General features: G+C 39.6%; 22 protein-coding genes and 1 pseudogene. 4 read left to right on the plus strand and 19 right to left on the minus strand.

The features are described 5' to 3' along the window. Position 1: 1 nt before the first annotated feature. Positions 2–1,294 carry a DUF3472 domain-containing protein gene (locus HH219_RS03530; protein WP_249118438.1) on the plus strand — a complete coding sequence of 431 codons (1,293 nt, stop codon included), beginning with the start codon at positions 2–4 and terminating at the stop codon, positions 1,292–1,294. A 392-nt stretch (positions 1,295–1,686) separates the two neighbouring features. Here the strand turns inward: HH219_RS03530 and HH219_RS03535 are convergent, their stop codons facing one another. The 19 genes and pseudogenes from HH219_RS03535 to HH219_RS03620 form a co-directional block, all read right to left on the minus strand. Then, the gene (locus tag HH219_RS03535) at positions 1,687–2,247 is read right to left on the minus strand and encodes a hypothetical protein (protein WP_054205316.1); all 561 of its coding nucleotides are present in this window, start codon (positions 2,245–2,247) and stop codon (positions 1,687–1,689) included. A gap of 316 nt (positions 2,248–2,563) precedes the next feature. Beyond that, positions 2,564–3,007, minus strand: coding sequence for a hypothetical protein (locus tag HH219_RS03540; RefSeq protein ID WP_169326643.1), 444 nt, complete (start codon positions 3,005–3,007; stop codon positions 2,564–2,566). Between the two features lie 215 nt (positions 3,008–3,222). After that, a protein-coding gene (locus HH219_RS03545; protein WP_169326644.1) for an IS3 family transposase occupies positions 3,223–4,384 on the minus strand; the annotation gives its coding sequence in 2 pieces (ribosomal slippage) (positions 3,223–4,120 and positions 4,119–4,384; 1,164 coding nt in all). A 79-nt stretch (positions 4,385–4,463) separates the two neighbouring features. Further along, positions 4,464–4,889 carry a hypothetical protein gene (locus tag HH219_RS03550; RefSeq protein ID WP_054456204.1) on the minus strand — a complete coding sequence of 142 codons (426 nt, stop codon included), beginning with the start codon at positions 4,887–4,889 and terminating at the stop codon, positions 4,464–4,466. Further along, on the minus strand, positions 4,877–5,029 hold the full coding sequence (locus tag HH219_RS03555) for a hypothetical protein (RefSeq protein WP_161803896.1): 153 nt from the start codon (positions 5,027–5,029) through the stop codon (positions 4,877–4,879). The genes HH219_RS03550 and HH219_RS03555 overlap by 13 nt, the downstream gene beginning before the upstream one ends. Before the next feature lie 421 nt (positions 5,030–5,450). Further along, positions 5,451–5,939, minus strand: a complete 489-nt coding sequence (locus HH219_RS03560) for a hypothetical protein (RefSeq protein WP_054454387.1) — start codon at positions 5,937–5,939, stop codon at positions 5,451–5,453. 634 nt (positions 5,940–6,573) lie between these two features. Continuing rightward, positions 6,574–7,101, minus strand: coding sequence for a hypothetical protein (locus tag HH219_RS03565; protein WP_169326645.1), 528 nt, complete (start codon positions 7,099–7,101; stop codon positions 6,574–6,576). 174 nt (positions 7,102–7,275) lie between these two features. Next, entirely contained in the window at positions 7,276–7,875 is a 600-nt protein-coding gene (locus HH219_RS03570) for a hypothetical protein (protein ID WP_054205889.1), read from the minus strand. Between the two features lie 211 nt (positions 7,876–8,086). Continuing rightward, complete coding sequence (locus HH219_RS03575; RefSeq protein WP_169326646.1) at positions 8,087–8,611, minus strand: hypothetical protein; 525 nt, start codon at positions 8,609–8,611, stop codon at positions 8,087–8,089. Positions 8,612–9,062: 451 nt separating this feature from the next. Continuing rightward, positions 9,063–10,037 carry a transposase gene (locus HH219_RS03580; RefSeq protein WP_054205886.1) on the minus strand — a complete coding sequence of 325 codons (975 nt, stop codon included), beginning with the start codon at positions 10,035–10,037 and terminating at the stop codon, positions 9,063–9,065. Positions 10,038–10,133: 96 nt separating this feature from the next. Continuing rightward, positions 10,134–10,931 carry a hypothetical protein gene (locus HH219_RS03585; RefSeq protein WP_054205885.1) on the minus strand — a complete coding sequence of 266 codons (798 nt, stop codon included), beginning with the start codon at positions 10,929–10,931 and terminating at the stop codon, positions 10,134–10,136. 484 nt (positions 10,932–11,415) lie between these two features. Then, positions 11,416–11,636, minus strand: a pseudogene (locus HH219_RS22380) (hypothetical protein); the annotation flags it as partial. Positions 11,637–11,684: 48 nt separating this feature from the next. Beyond that, a complete protein-coding gene (locus tag HH219_RS03590; protein WP_054205883.1) occupies positions 11,685–12,407 on the minus strand; it encodes a response regulator in 723 nt (240 codons plus the stop codon). An 88-nt stretch (positions 12,408–12,495) separates the two neighbouring features. Then, on the minus strand, positions 12,496–14,118 hold the full coding sequence (locus tag HH219_RS03595) for a sensor histidine kinase (RefSeq protein WP_054454393.1): 1,623 nt from the start codon (positions 14,116–14,118) through the stop codon (positions 12,496–12,498). Between the two features lie 17 nt (positions 14,119–14,135). Then, complete coding sequence (locus HH219_RS03600) at positions 14,136–15,680, minus strand: tripartite tricarboxylate transporter permease (RefSeq protein WP_054205882.1); 1,545 nt, start codon at positions 15,678–15,680, stop codon at positions 14,136–14,138. 3 nt (positions 15,681–15,683) lie between these two features. Next, the gene (locus tag HH219_RS03605) at positions 15,684–16,154 is read right to left on the minus strand and encodes a tripartite tricarboxylate transporter TctB family protein (protein ID WP_054205881.1); all 471 of its coding nucleotides are present in this window, start codon (positions 16,152–16,154) and stop codon (positions 15,684–15,686) included. 11 nt (positions 16,155–16,165) lie between these two features. Continuing rightward, the gene (locus HH219_RS03610) at positions 16,166–17,146 is read right to left on the minus strand and encodes a tripartite tricarboxylate transporter substrate-binding protein (RefSeq protein WP_054205880.1); all 981 of its coding nucleotides are present in this window, start codon (positions 17,144–17,146) and stop codon (positions 16,166–16,168) included. Positions 17,147–17,159: 13 nt separating this feature from the next. Continuing rightward, positions 17,160–18,401: a porin gene (locus tag HH219_RS03615; protein ID WP_054205879.1), complete on the minus strand. Its 1,242-nt coding sequence runs from the start codon at positions 18,399–18,401 to the stop codon at positions 17,160–17,162. Positions 18,402–18,678: 277 nt separating this feature from the next. Further along, positions 18,679–20,325, minus strand: a complete 1,647-nt coding sequence (locus HH219_RS03620) for a methyl-accepting chemotaxis protein (RefSeq protein ID WP_054205878.1) — start codon at positions 20,323–20,325, stop codon at positions 18,679–18,681. 338 nt (positions 20,326–20,663) lie between these two features. On the opposite strand from HH219_RS03620, the gene HH219_RS03625 reads away from it, so the two are divergent. From HH219_RS03625 to HH219_RS03635, 3 genes are read left to right on the plus strand one after another with little or no spacing between them, the layout of a single operon-like run. Then, the gene (locus HH219_RS03625; protein ID WP_169326647.1) at positions 20,664–21,941 is read left to right on the plus strand and encodes an HlyD family efflux transporter periplasmic adaptor subunit; all 1,278 of its coding nucleotides are present in this window, start codon (positions 20,664–20,666) and stop codon (positions 21,939–21,941) included. After that, the gene (locus HH219_RS03630; RefSeq protein ID WP_054454372.1) at positions 21,938–22,693 is read left to right on the plus strand and encodes an ABC transporter ATP-binding protein; all 756 of its coding nucleotides are present in this window, start codon (positions 21,938–21,940) and stop codon (positions 22,691–22,693) included. The genes HH219_RS03625 and HH219_RS03630 overlap by 4 nt, the downstream gene beginning before the upstream one ends. Position 22,694: 1 nt before the next feature. Next, positions 22,695–25,148, plus strand: a complete 2,454-nt coding sequence (locus tag HH219_RS03635; protein ID WP_169326648.1) for an ABC transporter permease — start codon at positions 22,695–22,697, stop codon at positions 25,146–25,148. Positions 25,149–25,177: the final 29 nt, after the last annotated feature.

A 25,177-nucleotide genomic window follows, 5' to 3' on the forward strand; every position in this document is an offset into this window, starting at 1 on the left:
TATGAGATTTTTACTACTTGTTGCCTCATTAATAGGGAGCTTATTTTCTTCCTTTGTAACGGCGACTCAAACCACTGACTACTTCATTCCCAGTTATGGCAATAGTGCCACCAGCCATAGCATTAAAGAAAACAAAGAACTTATCAGCGATGAAGGGATTACGCATTGGCAAGACCCCACAATACCAATAAATCACTACTTTTACCTGCCAACAAAAACCCCTTTTAATTTAAAATTACGTGTAAAAGTGACCGATGGCAACAGTCAATTAAAAGTCGACTTTAATCAGCACAGCCAAATTATTAAACTCACAAACCAACAATTTCAAGACATCGATCTTGGGAAGTTCAACCCAACTGATGCAGGCTATCAGCAACTCACGCTTAGCGGGTTAACTCGCAGCAGCAACACCTTTGCTGATATTCAAGGGGTTATTGTCACGCTAAATAAAGACGCTGCTGCCCCATTATATGTAAAAGATGATATTTATTGGGGTCGTCGTGGGCCATCTGTGCATTTAAACTACCCAGTAGCTGATACCACTAAAAACTATCAATGGTTTTATTCAGAGCTGACTGTGCCACAAGGCTACGATAAGCAAGGCTCTTATTTTATGGCCAATGGTTTTGCAGAAGGCTACTTTGGCATTCAAGTTAATTCAGCCACTGAACGGCGCGTATTATTTTCAGTGTGGAGTCCTTTTCATACCGATGACCCTGCTGCTATCCCTGTGGAAATGCGTATTCAACAACTTGCTAAAGGCAAAGATGTTTACACAGGTAAATTTGGTAACGAAGGCTCTGGGGGTCAAAGTTACCTCGTTTTCCCATGGCAAGCAGAGCAAACCTATCGCTTTTTACTTAAAGTTAATCCGACTAAAAATCTTGCCAATCATACTGATTACAGCGCCTACTTTTATGATCCTATTGCTGCAAAATGGCTATTTATCGCATCATTTAGACGCCCAAGTACCAATACATATGTAACAAGACCACACAGCTTTTTAGAAAACTTTATCCCTGATGCAGGCCAGTTTGAACGCAAAGCGCTTTATAGCAATCAATGGCTTAGAGACACCCAAGGCCAGTGGCATGCACTAACTAAAGCACGTTTTACCTATGATGCAACCGCCGCTAAAAAATCGAGAATGGACTATCAAGGTGGCACTGAGAATACGGGGTTTTACTTACGCAACACCGGCTTTTTTACAGGACCTACTAAATTACACAGCGAATTTGAACGCCCAGTGAGTCAAGCGCCTGAGGTAAACTTAAACGCCTTGCCTAACAATTAAAGTTATTTCAACGTCGCGTTTTGTCCAATCCGCATATTTGTCGCTCCTTCAAGCGGCAAATATACTATAGTACGTAATCGACAACTGGCCTTACACGAATGTTTACAATCGATTTTCCTGACGCCCGGTTACAAGCAAATACTGTGTCACTTAAAAATAAAAACACGATAAAATTAATAGTTTTTTCATTATTTCCCTTAATTTTTTTAGAATGAGACAGGTCAACAAAATGTAAGACCTGTTCCTAATATTTTGTAAAAGGCAAGATTCAAGACCTGACCCTATTCACTTTATTCTAAAAGCCCATATTTCTTTATAGGTTGTGCCATCAATAATAGTGTGTTTCTCACGATTGCGACCGAATGCACCTGACCCTAAATACCTCACTCATTCTATCTAATTCCTTCATCACTCCATAAAGTTCGAGAAATTAAAAAAAGATTATCACCTATTTTCGTATAGTCATCGCTTACATAATCATAATGCTCAAATATTAATACCCCATGCTCTAAGCTATAGAAGTAAGAACCATAGACCTTTCCTTCATCTATTAACTTTGGTCTTTCTCCAATAGTTATGAAGAAGCCCGAATAGTTATTACCACCAAGATCTAGTTCAGTTTTAGTTATATTATATTTCAACCTACCACCTAACACATTACCTGAACTATACTTCTCAAAACTTCCGCTTGGTAAAACACTTTCCCTCGGAATGGCAATTATTGTCGAGTCAAAAATAAAACACTTTCTGAACCCATCAATATTACAATTTGACAATGAATTTACACCACTCCCTTCTAAAACAATCTTACTTTTAAGATTTATTTCCAATACCTCACCATCTATTCTGTAATAGCGATAAGACTTATAACTACCTTCTGTATCAACCTCATAGCTACAGGCCGGAATTAAAAATAAAAGCATCAAAAGTAAAAGTTTAAATGAAATTTTCATTAAATTTAATCCTTCTTATGTTTAAAACTATTAAATGCGCACGATAGCCCGTTAGTGCACCAATTATTATAGTTCCCCCAAAAAATTTAAGTTGACACCCATCTTAATAAAAAATTTAAGTTGACACCCATCTTAATTATTCACCGAAAGCAAACTTTAGGATGGGTGTCATCTTTGTTTTTTCTTTTCCGATAAAATTAATAGTTTTTTCATTATTTCCCTTAATTTTTTTAGAAGGAGACAGGTCTGCAAACTATAAGACCTGTCCTTGAGATTTCATAAAAGGCAAAATGCAAGACCTAACCCTAACACTTTTTTAGTAGCTTTCGAACCATTCATAAGGCGAGACTATCCCCCAAGCCCAGTCACCGAAAAAAAATAAAAAAGCAGCTGAAAAAATAATAATTACAATTATTAGTATTATTATTAAATTTAAAAAAGCCAATCTGGTTCCTTTAAGCCTAGTTATAACCTCAATAAAAAAAGAAACAGAGCCAAATAGTAAAACGACTATTATCAAACCTATTAATTTTGAAAGCTCTTGCTTTTCAAATATAAATTCAGTTACTAGTAACCAAATTAAAAAATAGAGCGCTGAAATATCGAGTACTAAAGTTAAGTCTGTATTTTTCTCTAAAAATAATGAATCAAATTTATCCGTCGCTAACAAGTATATAAACACAACAAAAAACTTTAAGTAAAAGCTAATTGAATAACCGATCTCAAACTTATCAAAATTTAAAAGGTATAAATCAGCCAATAAAAAAAGCGATATAACTAAAACTGATTGTAATATCGCACTTTTGTTAAAGAAATCAGGTCGACTATTCAATTACATACTTCCCATCTAGTCTAACTTTCATTCTTGGCTTTCCAGAACCCATTAAAGGTATTTTCATTCCTTTTCCCTTAAAATAACTAATTTAAGTTGACACCCATCTTAATTATTCACCGAAAGCAAACTTTATGTTGTGGTCAACTAATTCCGGACAGTGAATTAAGTTTTTCTTCGGCTACTCCAGGGGCAACCATTTGGTTGTGGCTATGCGGCCTGCGCCAGTTATAGTAATTCATCAAATAATAGCTAATATCTTTTTCAGCTTCTTGATAATTACGATAACCCAATGAGGGAACCCATTCTGTTTTTAAACTTCTAAATAGGCGCTCCATCGGGGCATTATCCCAGCAATTCCCTCGGCGACTCATACTTTGTTTTATACGGTAACGCCACAGCCTTTGTTGAAACCTTTTTGCGCTGTATTGACTCCCTTGGTCTGAATGAAACATCAGCCCAGATGGTTTGCCTCGTTGTTCGTATGCTCTATCTAATGCTTTAATAACTAAGTCAGTATCAGGCTTATCAGACATTGCCCAGCCAACCACACGACGAGAAAACAAGTCAATAATAACAGCCAAATACGACCATTTCTTACCCGTCCATATATACGTAATATCCCCACACCAAACTTGGTTTGGGCTATTTACTTCAAATTCACGGTTAAGTCTGTTTGGAATGTCTGGCCGCTCCCCCTTCGCTAATTTATATGAATGAGGCCCAGGTTGTTTACAGACCAACCCCATGTCACGCATGATACGGCGTACCTTAAAGACGCCAACAGGTAAGTCAGCGTCTTTTAGCATCGCCACCAACATGCGGCTACCAGCAGCTCCACGACTGAGTGAAAATAACTCATTAATCGTTGACCTAAGTTGCACCTCTTCAAGTTTAATTGATGTCACACGCTGCTTAAAATCATAATAACTTGAACGCGGAACATTAAATACGCTACAGACCATTTCCACAGACTCATGCTCACTTAATTGGTCTATCAACGAATATTGTTCATCTCGTCTGACATTAAGAGAGCGGTAGCTTTTTTAAAATTGTTTTTTCTCTTTCAAGCCGATTAACTTTAGCTTCAAGCTCCTGAATTCTCAGCTGCTCAGGAGTAAGCGCTTTAGAGTTTGGTGTTGTGCCACCACGCTCATCTTGTAATTGCTTAACCCAACGACGAAGAGCTGTTTCACCGACTTCTAGTGAGCGAGCAGCTTCTGGGAGTGAGTATCCTTCATCAAGGACTAATTTTGCTGAATCAAGTTTAAACTCTTGAGAAAAAGAGCGACGTTGTTTTGTCATAGAACACCTCTGTTTGAGTGGTAATAATACCACCTAAATTTGTGTCCGGTTTCATTGAATCACAACATTAGGATGGGTGTCATCTTTGTTTCATTGTAAAGCTAAACCTTTTAATCACCCCATTTCTATCTGGTAGTATCGATACGCTTTTCACTTCATTTAAGCTACCCGTTAGCTTTCCATTTTCTTTGTAAGAAAAAAAAGCATGAATAGAAACTCTCTTACCTTCTAATTTTCTTAAGCTGTCCTCTGGCAAATTAAGCGATAAAGAGAGAGCAGCACCATAGTCATAAAACTCATAAGACTCTTTATTTGGAAATAAAAAATGGTCTTTACTTTGAGATGATATTACACCTTGTAAAATAACTTCTTTATCTTGAAAAGATGCTCTATTACCTAATATTTCGAAAATACTAGTTTTATTTGGTCTTGCTTCTAGATCAGAACATCCGAAAACAAGTAAACACAGTGATAATTTATAAAAAACAATATTTAGTTTAGCCATTTATACCTATCATCCTTTGCCATTTCCCCGCCATTATTAACCCAATCAACCCCGTCGTGGCGATATAAAAAACCTTTTTGCGTGATTGAGCCATCTAGAGCAGATGCTGCTTTAAATGCTGAATAGTCAAACTTAGCCATTACTCTCCCACCTGCGGTCATGTAGGTACAAACTTTAGAATGGGTGTCATCTTTGTTTTTATCTTTGTTTCTATTTGTCGCTCCTTCAAGCGACAAATATACTATAGTACGTAATCGACAACTGGCCTTACACGAATGTTTACAATCGATTTTCCTGACGCCCGGTTACAAGCAAATACTGTGTCACTTAAAAATAAAAACACGATAAAATTAATAGTTTTTTCATTATTTTCCTTAATTTTTTTAGAAGGAGACAGGTCAATAAAATGTAAGACCTGTTCCTGATATTTTGTAAAAGGCAAAATGCAAGACCCGCTTCACAACACCACTCATATCCCAGTACCTGAACAATCATGATAAAGTATTATGAAGCAAGTGATCTGACCCTATTCACTCTTTTTCCTATTTCTAAAAGCTTAATCTATGCTTCAAAACATCCATATTTAGATATAACCAGGCTGTTACTTGAAAACTTTCTGTACTCACTATTTATTTTCACAACTTCCATAAGCGAAACTATATACTCCTCTTCTGAAATGGTTAATTTATAAATTTTCTCTATTGGGATATCAATAATGAAGATTTCACCGGCTTTAATTTCAACTTCGAAAGGAGTTATTTTTTCATGATGTTTTAAAAAAATTTTCATGAATATAAGCAAGCTATTACCAGTGTTAATGGCTTGCTTATATTCATCGTATTTAAATAAAGCTAACCCACTGAAATCAGTATTGAATCTTATTTTTCTTGAATCTTTTAAATTGTTATTACTGTAGCCTACTAATAAATTAAATTCTTCATTTTCAAAGTTACAGCTTAAATTGACTTTAACATCGACTGCCCTACTTTTAGCACAAGATAAACATGTGAATATCATCAAAGTTACAATAGCTAGTTTTTTAATCAACATAATTTTTCCCCATCATACTATGTTCTAAAACATAAGGGTTGTGCCTCAAATGAGAAATAGCAGACACTCTTTCTCTCGGTGAAAACGATCTATGTGCTACAGAATTAAGAACCTTTATATCCTTAATCCTTGAGCCAAAACTGGTATCTCCATTATGCACATGACCATAATCAAAACTTGGTAAATGTGATACTTCATGAATAATTGTAGTTTGAGGAACATCACCATATCGAAGGTTACTCTTAAAGTAATTGTTAGAAAACCCGATTTGAGTAGAGCCAGCCTCAGCAAAGTCACTACCTCCTGTATTATAACACTGCCAAAAACTGGACAGACATTGGCACTAAACGATGACTGAGGCGAAAGCCAAGGGCCTTAATTAACCATCAACGATGCTTAATTGAACAGCCTAAATTCATATGGGTGACTGGTGCATATTCACACCAATCGACGTCATTACTGGATGCATAGTCATATTTAAAGTGAGTTTAAAAAGTAACAACACTTGGTTTTTTGAATAAAAAGATCAAGAAAACACAGCTGCCTGCTTGACCGGAACTTTCTAATGGGTGACCCTATTTACTCGCACTTTACAACGGCTGACTAATGGGTGACCCCAACTTTTCTTTTTTTATCAGTAGTAAGCAAGTGCTGCTGCTCTCTCTATTTTACTGACCAATTCATATAAATCAGAATTTTTTGTCATCCCAACAAAGTTGTAACTCTTGTAACTAGAACTGCTATTAACTTCGATTGAGTAACACGAAAAGCCAAAAACATTTTCGGTTGTAAAATGATCAGAAACATTAATAGTCTCTAATGATTTGATAGCATTGAGAACATTATCGACATATTGAGGCGATAATAAACTAAAGACTTTATTTTCCTCACTGTTTATATAATAAACTGTTCCTTTTGATATCTCATTTTCGAAAAGTGTCACACTATAACTATTACTACTAGGATGCAGCTGTCGAACCAACAAGAAGTTATTTAACTCCGAGAGGCCGCTAATACTATTATTAACTTCACTTTCTAAGCCATTGATCAACTCATCATTAAAGTTACATAATTCCTCATATTCATGTAAGTTTGTTTCAAACCTGGTACATGAAGTTATCAATGTAACGGTAAGAGCAAATAATAGTTTAAGGTATTGCATATAATGTCCCTTTTTCTTCAAGATAATGCGTACGTTGATAATTTGCACCAGCTTGCATTCTAATTCTGTTTGTATATCTTAATAATTTAAGTTGACACCCATCTTAATTATTCACCGAAAGCAAACTTTAGGATGGGTGTCATCTTTGTTTCTCTATTCAACTCATTTCTGTTTTCACCGTTCTCCTAGCTCGGCGAAAACATCCTTATTCAGATAGTTAATTTGACTATCTTTCATCCGGAAAAGGTGCTCTTCCTGATTAAAGACGCTCTCTCTTTTACTAAAGATTTCATTAATTATCTTTACTGAGACAGGATGTGATTCATTTGTATATTTCAATACCTTAGAGTTTTCATCTCTATACTCAGTTACAGCACAAGAGCTATGAAATAATTTAGACTCACTAGCTGGTTCAGTAGATAGAGCTCTTAACTTATCAAAAATCAATCGACCTTCTCCAACCTCTAAATTTTGAGACTTCCACCCTCCAAACTGAAAGAACTCATGCAACTCAAAGCGATTTTTCTTTTCAACAAGTAAATAATACATTAATGAATTTCCACCTGCTGTCTTAAATACAAAGTAAGAACCATCACTTATAATATTTGCACCTTTTTTTACTGGAGAGTTACTAAGCTCAAAAAATGAGTTTAAATTAGCCAACGTTAACCTGCACTTTTCTTTTTCTTTATAAGATTCAATAAAGAAAAAAGCTAAAAAAATAGCAATTAATATTGGTATAAATAAAATTTTAGTCAATTCTTGATTTCGCATCTTTATAACTATCCACAAAGCTATTTGAATTTTTACCTAGACCCGAATTTAAGTTGAGAATTTAAGTTGACACCCATCTTAATTATTCACCGAAAGCAAACTTTAGAATGGGTGTCATCTTTGTTTAATCTTTGTTTTTTCTTTTCCTTAATTCTTTAGAATGAGGCAGGTCTGCAAAATGCAAGGCCCGTCCCTATAAATAGCACTTAGTTTAATCATCAGGCAAGGTAAGTAAATCATCAACTATTCCAAACTTACTATGTAATGACCTTATTGTTGATTGGTTTCCATTAATGATGTAGCGAGTATACATATCAGCAGCATAAACAACATATTCAGTACCTTTTTCAAAATTCAATCTATCTCTTTTTATTAGCGTAGTGTAAATTTTGACTTCTAAAGGTTTAAATATTGCGTCTTCTTTGAGTTTTGTAAACTCCACATTTTGAAACAGTAATGGATTGTCAAACGGATTATTCGTTGCATATACATCTTTCGCCTTATAAAAATTAAAAGCATGCTCAGTAAAATGAGTTTCGTCAAAGTAATTTGAAATTACCTTAATTTCAAATGCGGTATTATTTTTTAAAACAACACTCGTATTACAATATACCAAATCGCAAATTGTATATATTTCAGCTGAAATGGGTCTAGCTGGCTTTTCAATCGAACTTGAAAAGCACACCTGTGAATTAACTATTAAACATAATAGAGCTAACATTTTATTTTTTGACATTCTATTTCCTTGAAGCACTAGAAACTGACCATTCAAACCTATACGCAGAATGTTTTAGCCAATTGCGGTTATAACTAGTAATTTCAGCTGGTGTTCTTAGTAAACGTGCTTGAGAAGATATCACACGTAAGCTATCTCTTGCAGTACGAGAAGAACTTATTGTATGCCTTGATATGGGTGCATTATTTCCAGTTCCATCCACACCATCGGCATTAGCAAAAACTTTATGCGCACCTTGAAAACTTAAGTTAACACCCATCGCAATCATTCATTGGAAGCAAAACAACAAACACATCGCTTGAAGTCATCAGTAAGTGAACATTTTCGACATAATCACGATCTAAACACGGTTTCACTGAATTTGGCTAAATTCAAAAATGCAGGAGTCTACATTGCGGGCACATACGCTTTTCCCTTGAAGAGCAATTTTAGTTTTAAATGAGTGTTAACACTACGCCAGTAGTTTTTCGCAGTTGCTGAGGTTGCTGCGTCGTTTTCTGTTTAAATTTTCGCAGTAACCTGCGTGTGATGACGGTCTACCCACTGCGCCATGAAATACGCGGGTAAAGTGTGTGGTGAGTTTTAACCAGTTTTCAGGGGAGATATTGATGCGCGCTAAAAGTGGTAAGTTCGCCTCTTCAATGTGGCCGCGTTTGTCTTCACGCAAGCATCGCCCTGTGAGCTCTACTAATTCTAAGTAAGACTTTAGCTCAAACGGTAATCCTTTGGGCATGTGCTGCCTGGGCATCCCTGCAAAGCGCAGGAGTTGTTTGGGTTGTTTGCCGTCCTTTGCACTTTCAATGCGTTTTTGTACACTGGTGTGGGCTGACTCTTCTGGGGTATTCGCCATTTTGGCTCTAATTGGGTTTAAATCGACATAGGCCATGCATGCAGCTATGGCGGCTTCATCTAATAATGCGTGTGATTTGAATCTTCCCTCCCAGAATCGGCCTGTACACCCGTCTTCTTTATTGGCTTTGCGGGCGATATCTTCGTTTAACTGTCGCATAAACCAACTAATACTGGTTAAGCGTTCGCGGTATTCGGTAATGGTTTTATCTAAAAAGAACCGCTCGGCGTCGCTAATTTTTTCACCCTGAATGTATTTATTGGTGAGCACGGTGCCCTTACAGAGTTTATGCCAACGGATAATAATGGCTTTATCATTAAGGCGCTCTGCTTTTTTATCATCAACATACAGCACTAAATGCGTGTGGTTACTCATTACCGCATAAGCGCAAACGTCAATACAAAATACCTTGGCTAGACTGAGCAGTTTGTCTTCAACCCACCCTCTGCGATGCTCAAAAGACTTCCCTGTAAAACGGTCTTCACCGCACAAGAAAGCACGACGAACGCAACGTGAAATACAGTGATAATACTTTGTATCAACCAAACTTACTTGACGCTTTCTTGCAATTGCCATGTGACACCCTGATTATATTTTACACTAATTAAAAGTTAGTGAAAAATATAAAAAATACAAACTTTAGAATGGGTGTCACCTTTTCACCTTTGTTTTTTAATCTGTTGATTTAGGTGGTGGTACTTGCCTGCACTTCCCACTACTGTCGCAGTCTATAATTGTTACTGCGCCAACTCTAATACTTGTAGAAAACCCAAATCTTGAAAATGCACCAGATGCAGCCCCAATATTACTATGGTTGTTAAATTTGTATGTTCCAATATCACTTACTTTAAATGGTACGGTATTATTGTCACTATCTCTTGCTTCCAGAAGTTCTATAATAATTATTCCCCCATCTATCTTCATAGAAAAAAGTACCTTTCCTCCATTAGCAGTAGGTAACCAATATTTGTTTAACTCACCAGATAGAAAACCTAATTTTCTAGCTTTATCTTTTACTGCTTCGATTGTTATTGAACTAACCCAAAGTTGATCTTTAATATAGTCTGTTAAATTATTTTTATTTCTAGAATAATTTGGCAAATCCCAGACGTTATTAATGACATCTGGGGGGGCTATGCTTGAAGATGTATTATTTCCTAATTCATTAAGGGCATCACTAACTTCTTGAAATATTTTTTTATCCGTTTCCGAGGTTTTAACTCTAATAATTTCACGATGACTCACATACCCGTGCTCTTGATCCCATTCTGTGTAGTTTTCATAAGTTTCAATTTTTGATTGTGTAAAATCTAATACATTTATTGTTTGTCCGTGCTCACCCCAGCCTACATTTCCAGCTCGTATCTTCATATCATTGGAATTACAACCATGACAAGTCGTTGCTATTTTATCTCCAGCAAACACTGATTGAGAAAAGAAAAGCAAGATCATGAATATTTTTTTTAACATATTTAATTTCCTTATTTGCCCATTTATTAAAAACACTTCCCTAAGAAGATAGGCATAAATCAAAAAAAAGCGTATTGAACAGCACCTTTTTTTTTGGGGGGGGTTATAACCCCCCCCCAAAACGGCGTATATTATACAGCTCAAATATTACACTAAACAACCATACTGTAACCATACTGCAATGTTAAATTCACAAGAAAAAGCCAACTATTTTTATTCGTTTAAACAGCTTAGCGATAGATTACTTTTCAATAAAACGTGCACGAAGGTCTTCGCCAGTAAACTATAAACTAGACAGCCACTTTAATAGCACCAACACAGCTGCTCCTTTAAATTTACTTTTTAGGTTATGAGTTTATCTTTTACTGCTGCGTTACTTTCATTTCACCCATTAAATGAGTTACTTGTCCTCTTAAGCTTAAATTACACGCATGAAAATGACTGCATAGTTGCAGTTTTAACTTTTTACTGGGGACTTTTAACTTTATGCCAGCAACTTTTCGCAGTTACCTATATTTGCTCGCCGTTTTCTGTGTAGATTTTCACAGTAACTTTCTTATGAAGATGCCCCGCCTACTACGCCATGAAATACGCGCGTAAATTGCGTGGTCAATTTTAACCAGTTTTCTGGGGAATATTGACTCTTTCTAGTAAAGGTAAATGTGTGCTTTCAATATACCCACGTTTGCCTTCTCGTATGCAACGCCTAGCAAGCAAAGCGCCAGAGATTAACCTAAGCGCTTTGCCACATCACTAACCCATTTTATAGCAACGTTCAGGCCGACCAATACTGCCATAGCTTTGGTCGGCGCTGACTTGTTCAGCCTCTAGTAAATATTCAAGATAACGCCTTGCTGTAGAGCGACTCACTCCCACTAAATCGCCCATTTGCTGGGCAGTAAATGGTGTTTTTTGATTATTTTTAAATGCATCCATAATCTTTTTCAGCGTAAGCTGATCAACCCCTTTAGGGAGCCTTACCACCGCTTTACTTTGCTCATTTGAGCCAAATAACGTATCCACCATAGATTGCGTGACTTCGTCTGCGTCTGATAGGCAACGTTGACGCGCTTCAAAACGCGCCAATGCTTGATCAAGGCGATTGAGCATCAGCGGCTTAACTAAAAAGTCACAGGCACCAAGCTGCATGGCCTTTTCAAGAGTTTCGACTTCTTTGGCTGCAGTAAGCAACATAACATCACTTTTTATTGCACGTCGGCGTAAGTCACTTAATAACTCAAGGCCATTGCCATCTGGTAAATGAATATCGAGTAGAATAAGGTCTGGCTCTATCGCATGCAACAAGGCCGTTGCCGTGCTTAGGTTTGCAGCAATACCCACAACCTGATACTGGCCTTGACGCTGGCTTTGCCTTGCAGCTTGATTACCCGCCACACCATTTGGTAGCAATAAGTATTGCGCCAAAAGTTGTGCGACTTCTATTTCATCTTCGATGATAACTACTGAATATGTCATTGTTTATTACTCATTTTTAGCATTGCTAATGTGCCGCATTTCGTTTTATTATTATTTGCTTTACCACGGCTTGTTACCCTAAATTACGTTATTTAGGAATATAAACGCTTAGTCGTGCGCCTTTTAAATCTGATTCACCAATTTCTAAACTCCCTCCACAGGAGTCCAAATTGGTCTTTACTAAATATAAACCAATACCGTGTTCTGCCCCGGCTTTAGAGCTGTATTGTGGCGTAAATATCACTTCGTGATCATCGCCAACACCAAAACCACTGTCTTCTACATCGAATAACAGCGTTTTACTGGTTTCATCAACGGTCACTCTTACATACGGTGTGCGTTCGTTACTTGCTCTAATTGCTGCATCAATGGCGTTATCGATCAAATTACCCAGTATTGATACCACTCGTTCGAGCATCTCGGTACGGGCTATTGCACCGAGTAGACTATCTGGGTTTAATTCCAACGTAACATTGAGTTCGCGCGCTTTGTGGTATTTACCCACCAACAAACCTGCGAGCACGGGGTCTTGAATATGCTCTAACAAATGGTGTATTTGTGCTTGCGAGCCTTGACTTTCTTGGCCGATCAGCTCAATTGCCTCATCGCTCTTTCCCATTTGGATCAGTGCGCCAATTAAATTTAATTTGTTTGAATAGTCGTGTGTTTGTACACGTAAAAGCTCTGCAAACGCTTGTACCTTAGTCAATTGCTGACTTAAATACTCCAGCTCATCGGCAGGACGCAATGTTAATAATATGCCATCTGCCTGACCTTGTACTTGCAATGAAAACCGCGACAATACTAAGCGTTTATCCGCTGCAAACAGTTCAAAACCAACCATTTTACGACGTTGATTACGCAGCAAGAACTCAGCATGCTCAGGGAGTAAGTCACTTAGCATTAAATCTTGATTTATACAGGCGGTAGGTTTGTCTAAAATCTCGCAAGCTCTTTGGGTTAATTTGCGCACTCGACCATCGGGGTCTAGAGCTATGACACCGCTGCGCATGGTGTTTAAAATGGCATCTTGCTCTGAGAATAACCGCGCAATTTCGTCAGGTTGTAAACCAAATATGGCATTTCTAACGCGCCGCCCAATAAGCACCGCCGCTATAATGCTCAAAATAACCAGTAAAACTCCCCAAATCATCACCTCTACAATGCGTTCTTGAATCAAAGGTTCAATCGATTGCACCAAGAAACCAACCGACACCAACCCGATAATATCCCCCTGCGCATCATACACAGGCACCTTGCCACGAATTGACTCTCCCAAACTCCCTTTAGCAATAGAGATATAACGCTCTCCCTGCAAGGCCGCTTGGCTATCACCACCAACCATGCGCTTACCGAGTTTATTGCTATCTGGGTGAACAACTCGATGGGCATTTTTATCGCCTATAACAATAAAATCTGCGCCAGTGAGCTGGCGCAGATTTTCGATCTCTTGATTGATAGCGGTTAATTTTTGCGGATTATTTAATGCTTGAACAACATTGTTGCTCGCAGCAATACTGGTCGCCACCGCAAGGGCTTTATCACCTATGTGGTCGTTTAAGCTTTGCGCGGTAATCTGATACACCAATCCACCAAACATCAATGCTTGAAGTACGCACAACCCGGTTACCCAAATAATTAATCGCGTTTCTAAGCGCTTGGGCTTTTTAACCATGCTTTGCAATGGATTTAGTTTTTTGGTGTATTTCATCATTACCTCAGCCTACCTCACGATGCATGCTCTGATTTCACTTTAAGCGCGGCTTTATCTGCACGACGCTGGGTTATAAAGTCTTTTAATGGGAATAACAACACTAATATTGAAATAACAAAAATACTCAATGTCAGCGGGCGCTCCCACAAAAAGCTTAACGAGCCGTCAGAAATCATCATAGAGCGGCGGAAATTACGCTCAATCATGTCACCTAAAATAAAGCCTAGTAGTAATGGTGCCATTGGGAAAGCCAGTAACCGCAAGACTAAAGCGACAATAGCAAAGCCCACCATCATAAATAAATCAAAAGTATTAAAGGAGACGAGATACACGCCAATTAAGCTAAAGAACAAAATCATCACAGTCAAAACAGACTTTGGCATTGCCAGTACTTTTGCAAAATACGGGATTAACGGCAAGTTCAAAATAAGTAGCACAATATTGCCAAAGTACATGCTTACAATCACCGCCCAAAACACGCTAGGGTTTTCTTGCATTAACATAGGGCCCGGTTGAATACCGTAGGCAATTAATGCACCGAGCATAATCGCAGTTGTACCTGAACCTGGGATGCCTAATGTCAGTAATGGTACAAATGATCCCGTACATGCTGCATTATTGGCAGACTCTGGCGCTGCTAAACCGCGCAATGACCCTTTACCAAATTTCTCTTTTAGGCCTTTAGGCGCTAAGTTTCGCTCAGTTGCATAAGCCATAAAGCTGGCAATCGTTGCACCTGCGCCCGGTAATACACCTACAATAAAACCAAGAATAGACGAGCGACCAATAACAGGGGCTATATCTTTAATTTCTTCTTTAGTTAATTTGGTTGAGCCTATTTGTGGTGTGTCTGAATCATTAATGCCCTTAACGTCTTTTTTCTCCGGACGTGTAACATTAATAAGTGCTTCAGCCAGAGCAAAAGTTGCCATAGCCACCAATAAAAAACTAATACCATCAAGTAAATCAGCTTGGCCTAAAGTAAAACGCTCAGTACCTGAGGACGGATCAATACCGACTGTTGCCAACATAAGACCAAATACGGTCATCATCATGGCTTTTAAAAATTGCCCTTTATTTGAAAATGCTGCGATTGCTGTTAAACCTAAAAACATCAGCACGACATAATCGGGAGATTGAAAGCTCAGCGACACTTTTGCCAACAGCGGCGCGGCCACCATTAATAATATTGCGCCAATTGTGCCACCAATAAAGGAGGAATAAGCAGCAATTGCCAATGCTTTACCAGCGTGGCCTTGCTTTGCAAGTGGGTAGCCATCAAAGGAAGACGCTACGGTCCCAGCAACCCCTGGTGCATTTATTAAAATAGACGAGGTTGAACCGCCAAATATTGCGCCGTAATACACTCCAGCCATTAAAATCATACCCGAATCAGCACCAATGCTGTAAGTAATGGGGATCATCAATGCAATAGCGGTAATAGGGCCCAAGCCCGGCAACATGCCGATAAAAGTACCAACAAAACACCCTATGATCACATAAAGTAAGTTGTTCCAGTCGAGTACGGTCGACAAGCCCAGCATAATTCCATCAAACATAACTTAACTCCACAGGTTGCCAGGAACCAAATAAATGCCCAGCACTTGGGTCATTAAAAACCAAAACACCACAGCAACAGGAATTGAGGCCAGTAATAAAACTGCTTTACGGCGCTCGCCCATCACAAAAAAGCCTATTAACAAAAATGCACTGGTTGAGAGTAAAAAACCAATTGGCTCTAGCATAGCGCTGTATAACACCATTAAAATTAGCAATGCCACTGTGCGCAGTACATTCGATTTTTCAAGTGTTTGCTGCTCATCACTTGGTTGCTCTTTTGGCTTTAGCAAGGTTGCTGCTATCGACAGTAAACACACAATAATACCAAATGCCGCATAAACCTTAGGTAAGGTGGCTGAGGTCACTGTTTCATACTCTTCAAATGGGAGTAACGGAATTTGCCATGCAATAATGGCGTATAGGGTAAATAGCGCCAAGAATAAACTTGGCCCTAGTAATTCGCGGTTCAACATTGGCGCCTCGATTAACGTAATGTGCGAATAAAACCAAGCTCTTCCATCACGACTTTGAGCTGTGCTTCTTGTGCTTCGAGTGACTTAATGAATTGATCTTTTTCTTGAAACAGGTTTAACCAACCATTACGCGCACGGACCACTTCCCACTCAGGTGTTGTTTGTAGCTTACGTAATTTTTCAGTGTATTCTGCCAGTTTGTCGGCTGGTAAATCGGGAGCTGCAAAAAAGCCACGCCAATTCACAAATTCCATGTCATAACCTAGTGATTTAAGTGTTGGGATTTCAGGGTAATCAGGTAGTGCATCCCCTGAGGTCACAGCTAAAATACGTGCTTGACCGCCATTAGCCACTTCTAACGCTTCGCTTAGACCCGTTGAAAGCAAGTTAACTTCGCCAGATAGTAAACCAGCTTTTGCTTTACCGCCTGCATCATAAGGAATATAACGTAACCTGCGCCCATCAAGGCCTGCGGCTTTAACCGCTTGCGCTGCAACTAAGTGATCCATGCTGCCACGCGCCGAGCCACCGGCTACTTTTACCGAGCTTGGGTCTTTTTTCATTGAGGCGATCACATCTTGCCACGTTTTAAATGGCGAATCATTACGTACAACAAATGCACCATAATCGGCGATCATGCTGGCAACAGGCGTTAGATCGCGATAGCTATACGGAATTTTACCCGTTAATGCACGCAACACGATAGGTGTTGAGTTAACCATTAAAATATCGCCTTTTTTAGTCCCTGACTCAATCAAATATGCGATTGCACGGCCACCACCGCCACCCGACATATTTTGAAAAGAGGCATTATCTTCAATACCTGCTTTTACTAAGCCTTCGCCTACACCACGTGCTGTTGTATCCCAACCGCCGCCAGGACCACCGGGTACTAAAAAGTGAATATCGGCCAGTGCAAATGGACTGCTTAATATGAGCGATGCTGCAAGCACCGTCGTTTTAACTGATTTAAATGATTTGAATAAATTCATGTTCCGCTACCTCTTAAAATAAGTACTGCATACGTGCGCTAAAGCCCATACCCGAATCTTCATCACCTACAAGCGCGATTGTTCCTGGGCCTTCTACATCGCTGTAAATAAGGTTACCCATAAATTTAATGTCGCTGCTAATGTAGTAAGAAGTGCCTAATGTGTAAGTTGTTACTTCAGTGCCTTGCGTACTGCTTGTTGCGTCCATTTGCGATACACGAGCAACAAGTTCCCATGCGTCTTTAACGCCTTTAGGCTGTACAAATAACGCAGAACCCGCTTTGTACTGGCGCTGCTCGCCCCCTAGAAAGTAACTGGCTGATACATGAAAACCATCAAAGCGCTCACCATCAAGGGCGTCGGCGCTATTTACGGCATCAAGTGAACGACTGGCGTATTCCGCCTCAAGAGTGAGTGAGTCAGCTTGAAAAGCAAACTCAAGACCTGTTTGCGATAAACTATCTAATGCGACAGCATCACCACCAACAGCGTAATCCACCAAGCGCACATTGGTTTCGCGAATTTCACCACGGGCAAAACGCGCCCCTAATTCATTACCACCCATATCACGATATGAATGCCACGCACCTAGGTGAATAACATCGCCCGGCGACGCGCTCGACCACGTTAAACGCCCTGTTGCGGCAAGTGTTAAGTTATCATCTTCATCATGGCCTGATGCACCAAATGCATCGTTTTTATACACACCAACGGCATAACGCACGCCACTGTCTTTAAAATATTGATAAGCCGATACACCCCAACGGAAAAACGGTGAGAAAGTATTTGCTAAGGTACTACGCTCAATCGTGTTGATATGCTTAGAACTCGTTAACGCATTAAGCGACATATCTTCACGGATTTTACCCACCTTCACTTTTAGGCCGTTATCGAATGCATAACGCACACGCGCCATCACGATTTCAGCTGTGCCCTCGCCAAACTCAAGCAATAATTTGTGATCCCAATTACCGTGCTCACTTTCCACGTACGTACGAATACGGCGCGGGAAAAAATCACTGCCAGCATCACCGTCATTATTTGCGTTATATGCACCATTAAAGTAATTGTAATCAAGCTGAACGCGGCCACCAAACTCAAGGTCAAATGCTTTGTTGCCTTTCATTGAGTCGACTTCTTTTTGTAGCTCATCCAATTGCTGCTGTAGTTTTTGTGTATCGTTGTCGGCCAACACAGAGGTACTTGCTAACGCTGCTGCAACAGCTAACGCCAGTTGTGTATTACTTGCTTTCATTGTTTTACTCCACACCAATTATTTTAGTTTTGTTGTCATTAAGATGAGCTACTGCACACTGCCATCTAACTTCGAGCATAGTGTTAACGTGAGATTAACGAAATGTTTAGAAGTTAAGCTGCATTGATCTGTTTAAAATGCATTTAGCGCATAAAAACCACGCACAATATGCACAAAAAGAACGAGCAATAACTCATTGATAGTCATCTATTATTTAACGGGGATTAGCTAATTTAAGCGGATTAAGGGGCAGCATATACTCAAGCCCCTTCATTACTTATACTTTGAAGTTGCTTACTAAGTTGTCTAGCTGTTGACACTGCTGCGCCAATGCTTGGCATGCACGTTCAGCATGATCTACTTTTTCGAGCATATTACCGCTTGATGTAGCGATGCGCTGCACATTGATATTCACGTCTTCACTCACTTGGCTTTGCTGCGTCGCCGCTGTAGCTATTTGCATGTTCATATCATTAATGATGGTGACGGCATCATTAATGCGCTGCACCGATTGCGCCGCCCCGCGAGAGTGCTCAATAGTTTGCTGCCCGCTTTTAGTGCTCGCTTGCATTGCACTAACGGCCTGATTAGTCCCTTGCTGAAGCTTTTCAATCATGGCATTAATTTCACCAGTGCTGTCTTGTGTACGACTCGCTAACGAGCGCACTTCATCAGCAACCACAGCAAAACCACGTCCTTGCTCACCGGCTCTAGCGGCTTCAATGGCTGCATTTAACGCGAGTAAATTTGTTTGATCGGCAATCCCGCGAATAACATCAAGCACAGTGGCAATGTTCATCACATCTTGCTCTAGGGTGTTTATTACATCACTTGATGCTGAAATGTCGGTTACAAGTTGATTAATTAACGAGATAGTTTCTTCGATAGTCGCTTTTGCCACGTTTGCATCGTTATTTGCGTTACTTGTAGCGCTAGCTGCATCGTTAGCATTATGGCTAACATTATCGCTGGTGGTACTCATTTCATTAACCGCCGCAGCCACCTGCTCACTTTCAACTTGCTGATTACTGGCTTCGTTTAGCACACTGGCTGTAATAGTACGTAAGTTTGCCGTTTCAGTGCGTACCTGCTCAGCCGAACCAACAACTGCAAGTACCGTGTTATGAATTTTACTTATAAAAGTATTAAATGAACGCGCTAATGAACCCATTTCATCTTGCGATTCAATATTTAAACGCTGGGTTAAATCACCTTGCCCGCAAGCTATGTTTTCAAGTGCGAGTTGCATTTGCTTTAATGGCGCTAAAATAACGCCTGATAACAACCACGTAGCAGCAATCGATAATACAAAACTTAATAACATGCCAAATTGCAGTGCATAACTTGCCGAGGTTTGTTGCTCGTCAATCTCAATGAGTGAATTTGAAAGTTTAGCGTCTATTTCATCACGCATGGTAGTAACGTTTTTGCGAATGCGGCCAAGCACCGTTTCCATATCTTGTTTATGTTCAGCTAAATAACTTGCTGCTAAAGCATGATCACTAAATAACCCTTGATAATAACGAGACCAAATAACTACATCGGCTTTTATATTATCGATTCGCTGTGCATTTATCGCATCGATGTAACCTGAATCAACCAACTTTAATGGACTTGAAAGACGAGCATCTACACGCGCTATATTGCTTCTATACTCGTCTTGCTGAATTAAATAGTTTTGCTTATCACCTTGGCCTAACACCATGCTTAAGCCAGCGGTTTTTACTTGGAATAGATCGCGATAACCATCTTCTAGATCATCAAGTACAGTGCGCACTTCTAAACTTATAAAGCTATTAAGACGTGCCTGCTCTTTAAATGTATAAAGAACATACCCTGACAACACAGAAAATATAACTAGGGCAACAACCACAGGAATAGCAAATTTAACCCTAAAGCTAAGGTTATTTATTAATTGACTCATTTTTGATCACTTATTGATTTACAGGCAGAAGGAAATACGAGGACAGCAATAAAAAATAACGTTATGTACCTGAAAAGACAAATAAATTAAATGAACAAAAAGCCCAAAAAGAACAAAACAACAGCCATTTTGGAAAGATTAATTTTGAGGGCTGAATAAGGCCGCGACCACATCAATATTTAAAAATCACTTTACTCCCATTTTTAAATTCATATTCCCATCGATGGGAAAACCCATGCATCCATAAATATTTAATTTATTTATTTTCAATAAGTTAACCTTTGGCATAAAACTGGCTTTATCTGGTTAATTATTTTTGATAACGAATAACACATACCATGGATATAGACAGCACCTTAGCGCGAAGTAATAAACCAACGTCGCGTAAAAAGCTCATTATTGGTTTATTGATTATTGGCTGCGGATTAATTGCTTTTGCTTTACAGCAGTGGCTTGCTCCTCATTCATTAGCGGCCAGTCAGCTGCAAATTACCAGCGTAACCCAAGCTGACTTTGTGGTAAAAATTCGTGGGTTTGGCCGCTTAAAATCAAAGCACCAGCGTTACTTAACCAATACTGATACCGCCATGGTCGAAGCAATTCATGTTTACCCTGGCACGCGAGTTAGTAAAGACACGGTTATTTTAAGCCTCGTAAATCCACTTCAAGCGCAGCGTTTATCAGTCGCACGGTTAGAGTTAGCGAGGCAAAAAGCCAGCGTTAACGAACAAATAATCAATCAAAAAAGTCAACTGCTAGAGCGCCAAGCAAACCTGACTATTTTAAAAAGCGATCTTGAAAGTGCCCAGCTGCGTGCAGAGGCCGAAAGTAAATTGATCGAGCAAGGTATTGTCTCTAGCCTTGATTACAAACGCAGTTTATTAACCGTTAAACAGCTAGAACAACGTGTAGATATTGAAAAACAGCGCTTAGCCCAATTAGCCGATATGCACCATGAACGCAGCAAAATTCAGCAAGAGCTATTGAGCCAATTTGAACTAAATTACCAAGTACAACAACAAGCTTTTAATGATTTACAAATAACCGCAGGGATTGATGGCATGCTGCAAGCACTTAATGTAGAGCTTGGTCAAAATCTCACGCCGGGCACACGGCTTGCGGTCGTTGGTTCTGATACAGCCCTTAAGGCTGAATTGAGTATTCAACAAAGTGAAGCTGAAAAAATAACGTTAAATATGCCCGCTAAAGTAAATACATTTAGCGCAGGTGAAAGTAGCGAAGTTTTGGCTAAAGTCACTCGTATTGACCCTATCGTCAGTGACGGCCGTGTAATGATTGAGCTTGATTTAACAGGTACGCTGCCAGCTAACGCTCGCCCCGACTTAAGCATTGAAGGCTATGTAATAAGTCACATCATACCGAACGCTCTGACCATTAATTTACCCATAAAAGCACAAGCAAATAGCAATGCCATGCTTTTTAAGCTCAACCCGACCACTCATTTAGCACGCCCAACTAAAATTGAATTTGGTACACTCAGTGATAACAAAATTCAACTTTTAAGCGGCGCAAAAGTGGGTGAACAGCTGATCATTTCAGATCTCTCTAAATGGCAGCATTTGGCAACTATAAAAATAGAACAGGAAAGTTTATGAACGCAAATACGCTTATCTCATTAAAAAATATCGCCAAGGTTTACCGCAGCCAAAGTGTTGAAACCTACGCTTTAAAGAATATTGACCTTGCTATAACGCAAGGCGATTACATCTGCATTAGTGGTCCATCAGGGTGTGGTAAATCAACGCTACTGTCTTTACTTGGCTTACTCGACAGCCCTACCGAAGGGCAATATTTAATTAAAAGCGTCGATACTAAAACCCTTGATATGGACCAACAAGCAGAGCTACGTAATTTACACATTGGCTTTATTTTTCAGTCTTTTAATTTAATAGATGAACTCTCGGTGTTTGATAACGTGGCGCTTCCGCTTACTTATCGAGAACCAGCTATGAGCCAAGCCGATATTCAAAGTGCGGTAAAGCATGCGCTTGATGAAGTTGAAATGGGGCATCGTGCTCAGCATAAACCAAACCAGCTATCTGGTGGGCAACAACAACGTATTGCCATTGCCCGCGCCCTTGCCGGTAAACCAAGTATTTTATTGGTCGATGAGCCAACCGGTAACCTCGATTCTAAAAATGGTGATGCAGTGATGGACTTACTTGATGCGCTAAACCAAAAAGGCACCACCATTTGTATGGTAACCCATGATTTACGTTACGCAGGACGTGCAAAAACTCAGCTAAAATTACTCGATGGCGAAATTATCTCGTATTCGCAGGCGCGCCAAGATGCACACACTGAAAATACCAGCGCTGTACCCGCTAATACTGCCGAGGTAATTTAACATGAGCCGTTTAACTAAAACACGTAGTCAACTGCGCTTGGCGTGGGCATCACTGATGAACGCACCGGGGTTTGTTACCGCCGTTGTTGCCACCTTGGCGCTCACTCTCGCAACGTTATTTGTAGTGCTAAGCCTGGTTAATAGTTACTTTTTAAAACCCCTTGATGTGTTTGACGAAACCCGCATGGTGGTGGTTGAGCAAAGCCTAACCTATGACGACTATGATGCGGTTGGCTTTCAAAGTTACCAGTCAATTGTGCACTGGCTTAAAAACAACCAAAGCTTTGAGCAAGCTTTTATGATGAATGCCGCTGAAAATGTTTTTTTATACTTAGACGGCCAACCAAAAAAGGATGTGCTGTATGTGGGTGGTGAATATTTTGAGCTCCTACATACTCCTTTTTTACTCGGACATGGCTTTAAAAAGGGCGGAACTTTAGAGGAAGCTGATAATAGCGCGGTCATTTCAGAGAAGTTCTGGAAAGAACATTTTAATAGTGACCCTGATGTAATTGGTAAGTCCTTAAAAACAGCCAGTGAGATTGAAGGTGATGGGCATATAATAACGGGGGTTGTAGCGGCTAATTTCAGCCCACCCTACATGATTAAAGCGGGCTCTGTTGATGTGTGGTATCCAACCAGTTCTGACCGTCGATTTTTCCATAATGATGACTGGCAAAGCCCGTGGACCAACACCTTTAGAAACTTAAAACTGATTGCAGTATTAAAATCTAGCGTCACTAACGAGCAAGTAAAAACCGACTTAAAAGCTCAAATTGATACGATTAAATCCCAGTGGCTTAATAATGGCGGTATAACTGATGTAAAGCCCGTTGTTACACCGTATCGCGAAGTTGAACTTGGTAATAATGATCAACTTAGTTTAATGATGCTTGCAGGTGCAGTAGGGCTATTGATCATCGCTGTACTGAACGTCAGTACCTTGTTTTTCTCGCGCGCATTAGCACAACATAAAACCTTAGCACTGCAAGCCGTACTGGGCGCAAAACGTAAAACTTTATTTAGCAGCATTTTACTGCAATCACTCATTTTAATGAGCATATCGGTCAGTATTGCGCTGTTTTTATCTATTTGGGGTATTCGGTTATTTAAAGTACTTGCAGAAGGACGTTTACCATTAGTAAACAGCTTGGCTGTTGACCTTAATTTGGTGCTGATTGCGGTAGTTATGTGCATTGCTCTCGCATATATATTTTCGATGATTACCGCACGTTTAGTTAACTACAAAACCTTAAATAGCCAAATGCAAAACAGTGGCAAAGGCGGCGTGTCGCAAGTATCTGGGCGTACTGTGCGTATACTAATTGGCACACAAATGTTTGTGGCCGCTTTATTAGTTAGCTTTTCAATTATGATTGTTAGCAAAGCACTCGACACCATTAATCGCCCACTGGGTAGCGACACTCAAAACCTGTACTTTGCACAGTTATTTCAAACCAATAACAATGCAACACTGGCTGAGCGCTACGAGCAAATTAAGCAGTATCAAAAAGTATTACAAAATAGTGAGGGCATTAAAGATGTTGCTATTGGGCAAAGCCCGGTATCCGCAAGGCAAAATGCCAATACCTTGACCGATGTTGAAGGTAAAAGCTCAATCTTCTTTCCAAGCCAGTGGGTCGGGCCTGATTACTTTGATTTAGTGGGCACAAAAATACTCGCTGGGCGTACTTTTAGTGAGCAAGCAATGCGCGGTGAAACTAACGAGCTATTGGTATCTATCAGTGTCGCTAAATGGCTATTACCCGATCAAGAGTACACAAATGTTATCGGTAAAAGCTACAAAGGCCTTGAAGATAAAATGTTTGAAATTGTCGGCATAACGGAGGATTTTAACCATCCTAAATATTATGATGAATCATTTGGGCGGCATATGTGGTGGCCGGCACAGCCTTGGAGCTATATGTTTGTTATTGAAACAGAGCAAGGTGTTGAGCTTACCAGTAAGCAAGTTTTAAGTTTATTAAGAAAAGCCAATAGTCACCTAACGTTATGGCAATTTAGAGACTTACAACAAGAGTACGATGATTTATTGTATATGAGCCACCTAACCGTTGCACTATGTAGTACCTTGGCATTATTTACTCTATTATTAGCAGCAATAGGCATCTTTGGCGTGTTGAGCTATAACTTAGGCCTGCGCCGTTATGAGTTTGGTATTCGCATGGCGCTCGGCGCTAAAAAGATACGCTTATTTAAACTCATGAGTAAAGAAGCTGTTATTCCCGTACTCATTGGTTTTATTCTGGCCATAGCAACCGTATTGGCGGGTTACTTTATGCTACAAGAACAGCTAATATCGTGGTTAATTATGGACGTGCGACTACAATTAATAGCATGGACAATTACCTTGATTATTGCCATGTTTGCCTGCTTTAGACCACTATTGCTGTTAATTAAAGCCAAACCTATGGCCGCGCTTCGTAACGACTAAGCGAATATTGTTTACCCACCAAGCAAAAG

Origin of the sequence: Pseudoalteromonas sp. NEC-BIFX-2020_015 (genome assembly GCF_012952265.1) — a bacterium.
In the GTDB taxonomy this organism is placed as follows: domain Bacteria; phylum Pseudomonadota; class Gammaproteobacteria; order Enterobacterales; family Alteromonadaceae; genus Pseudoalteromonas; species Pseudoalteromonas neustonica.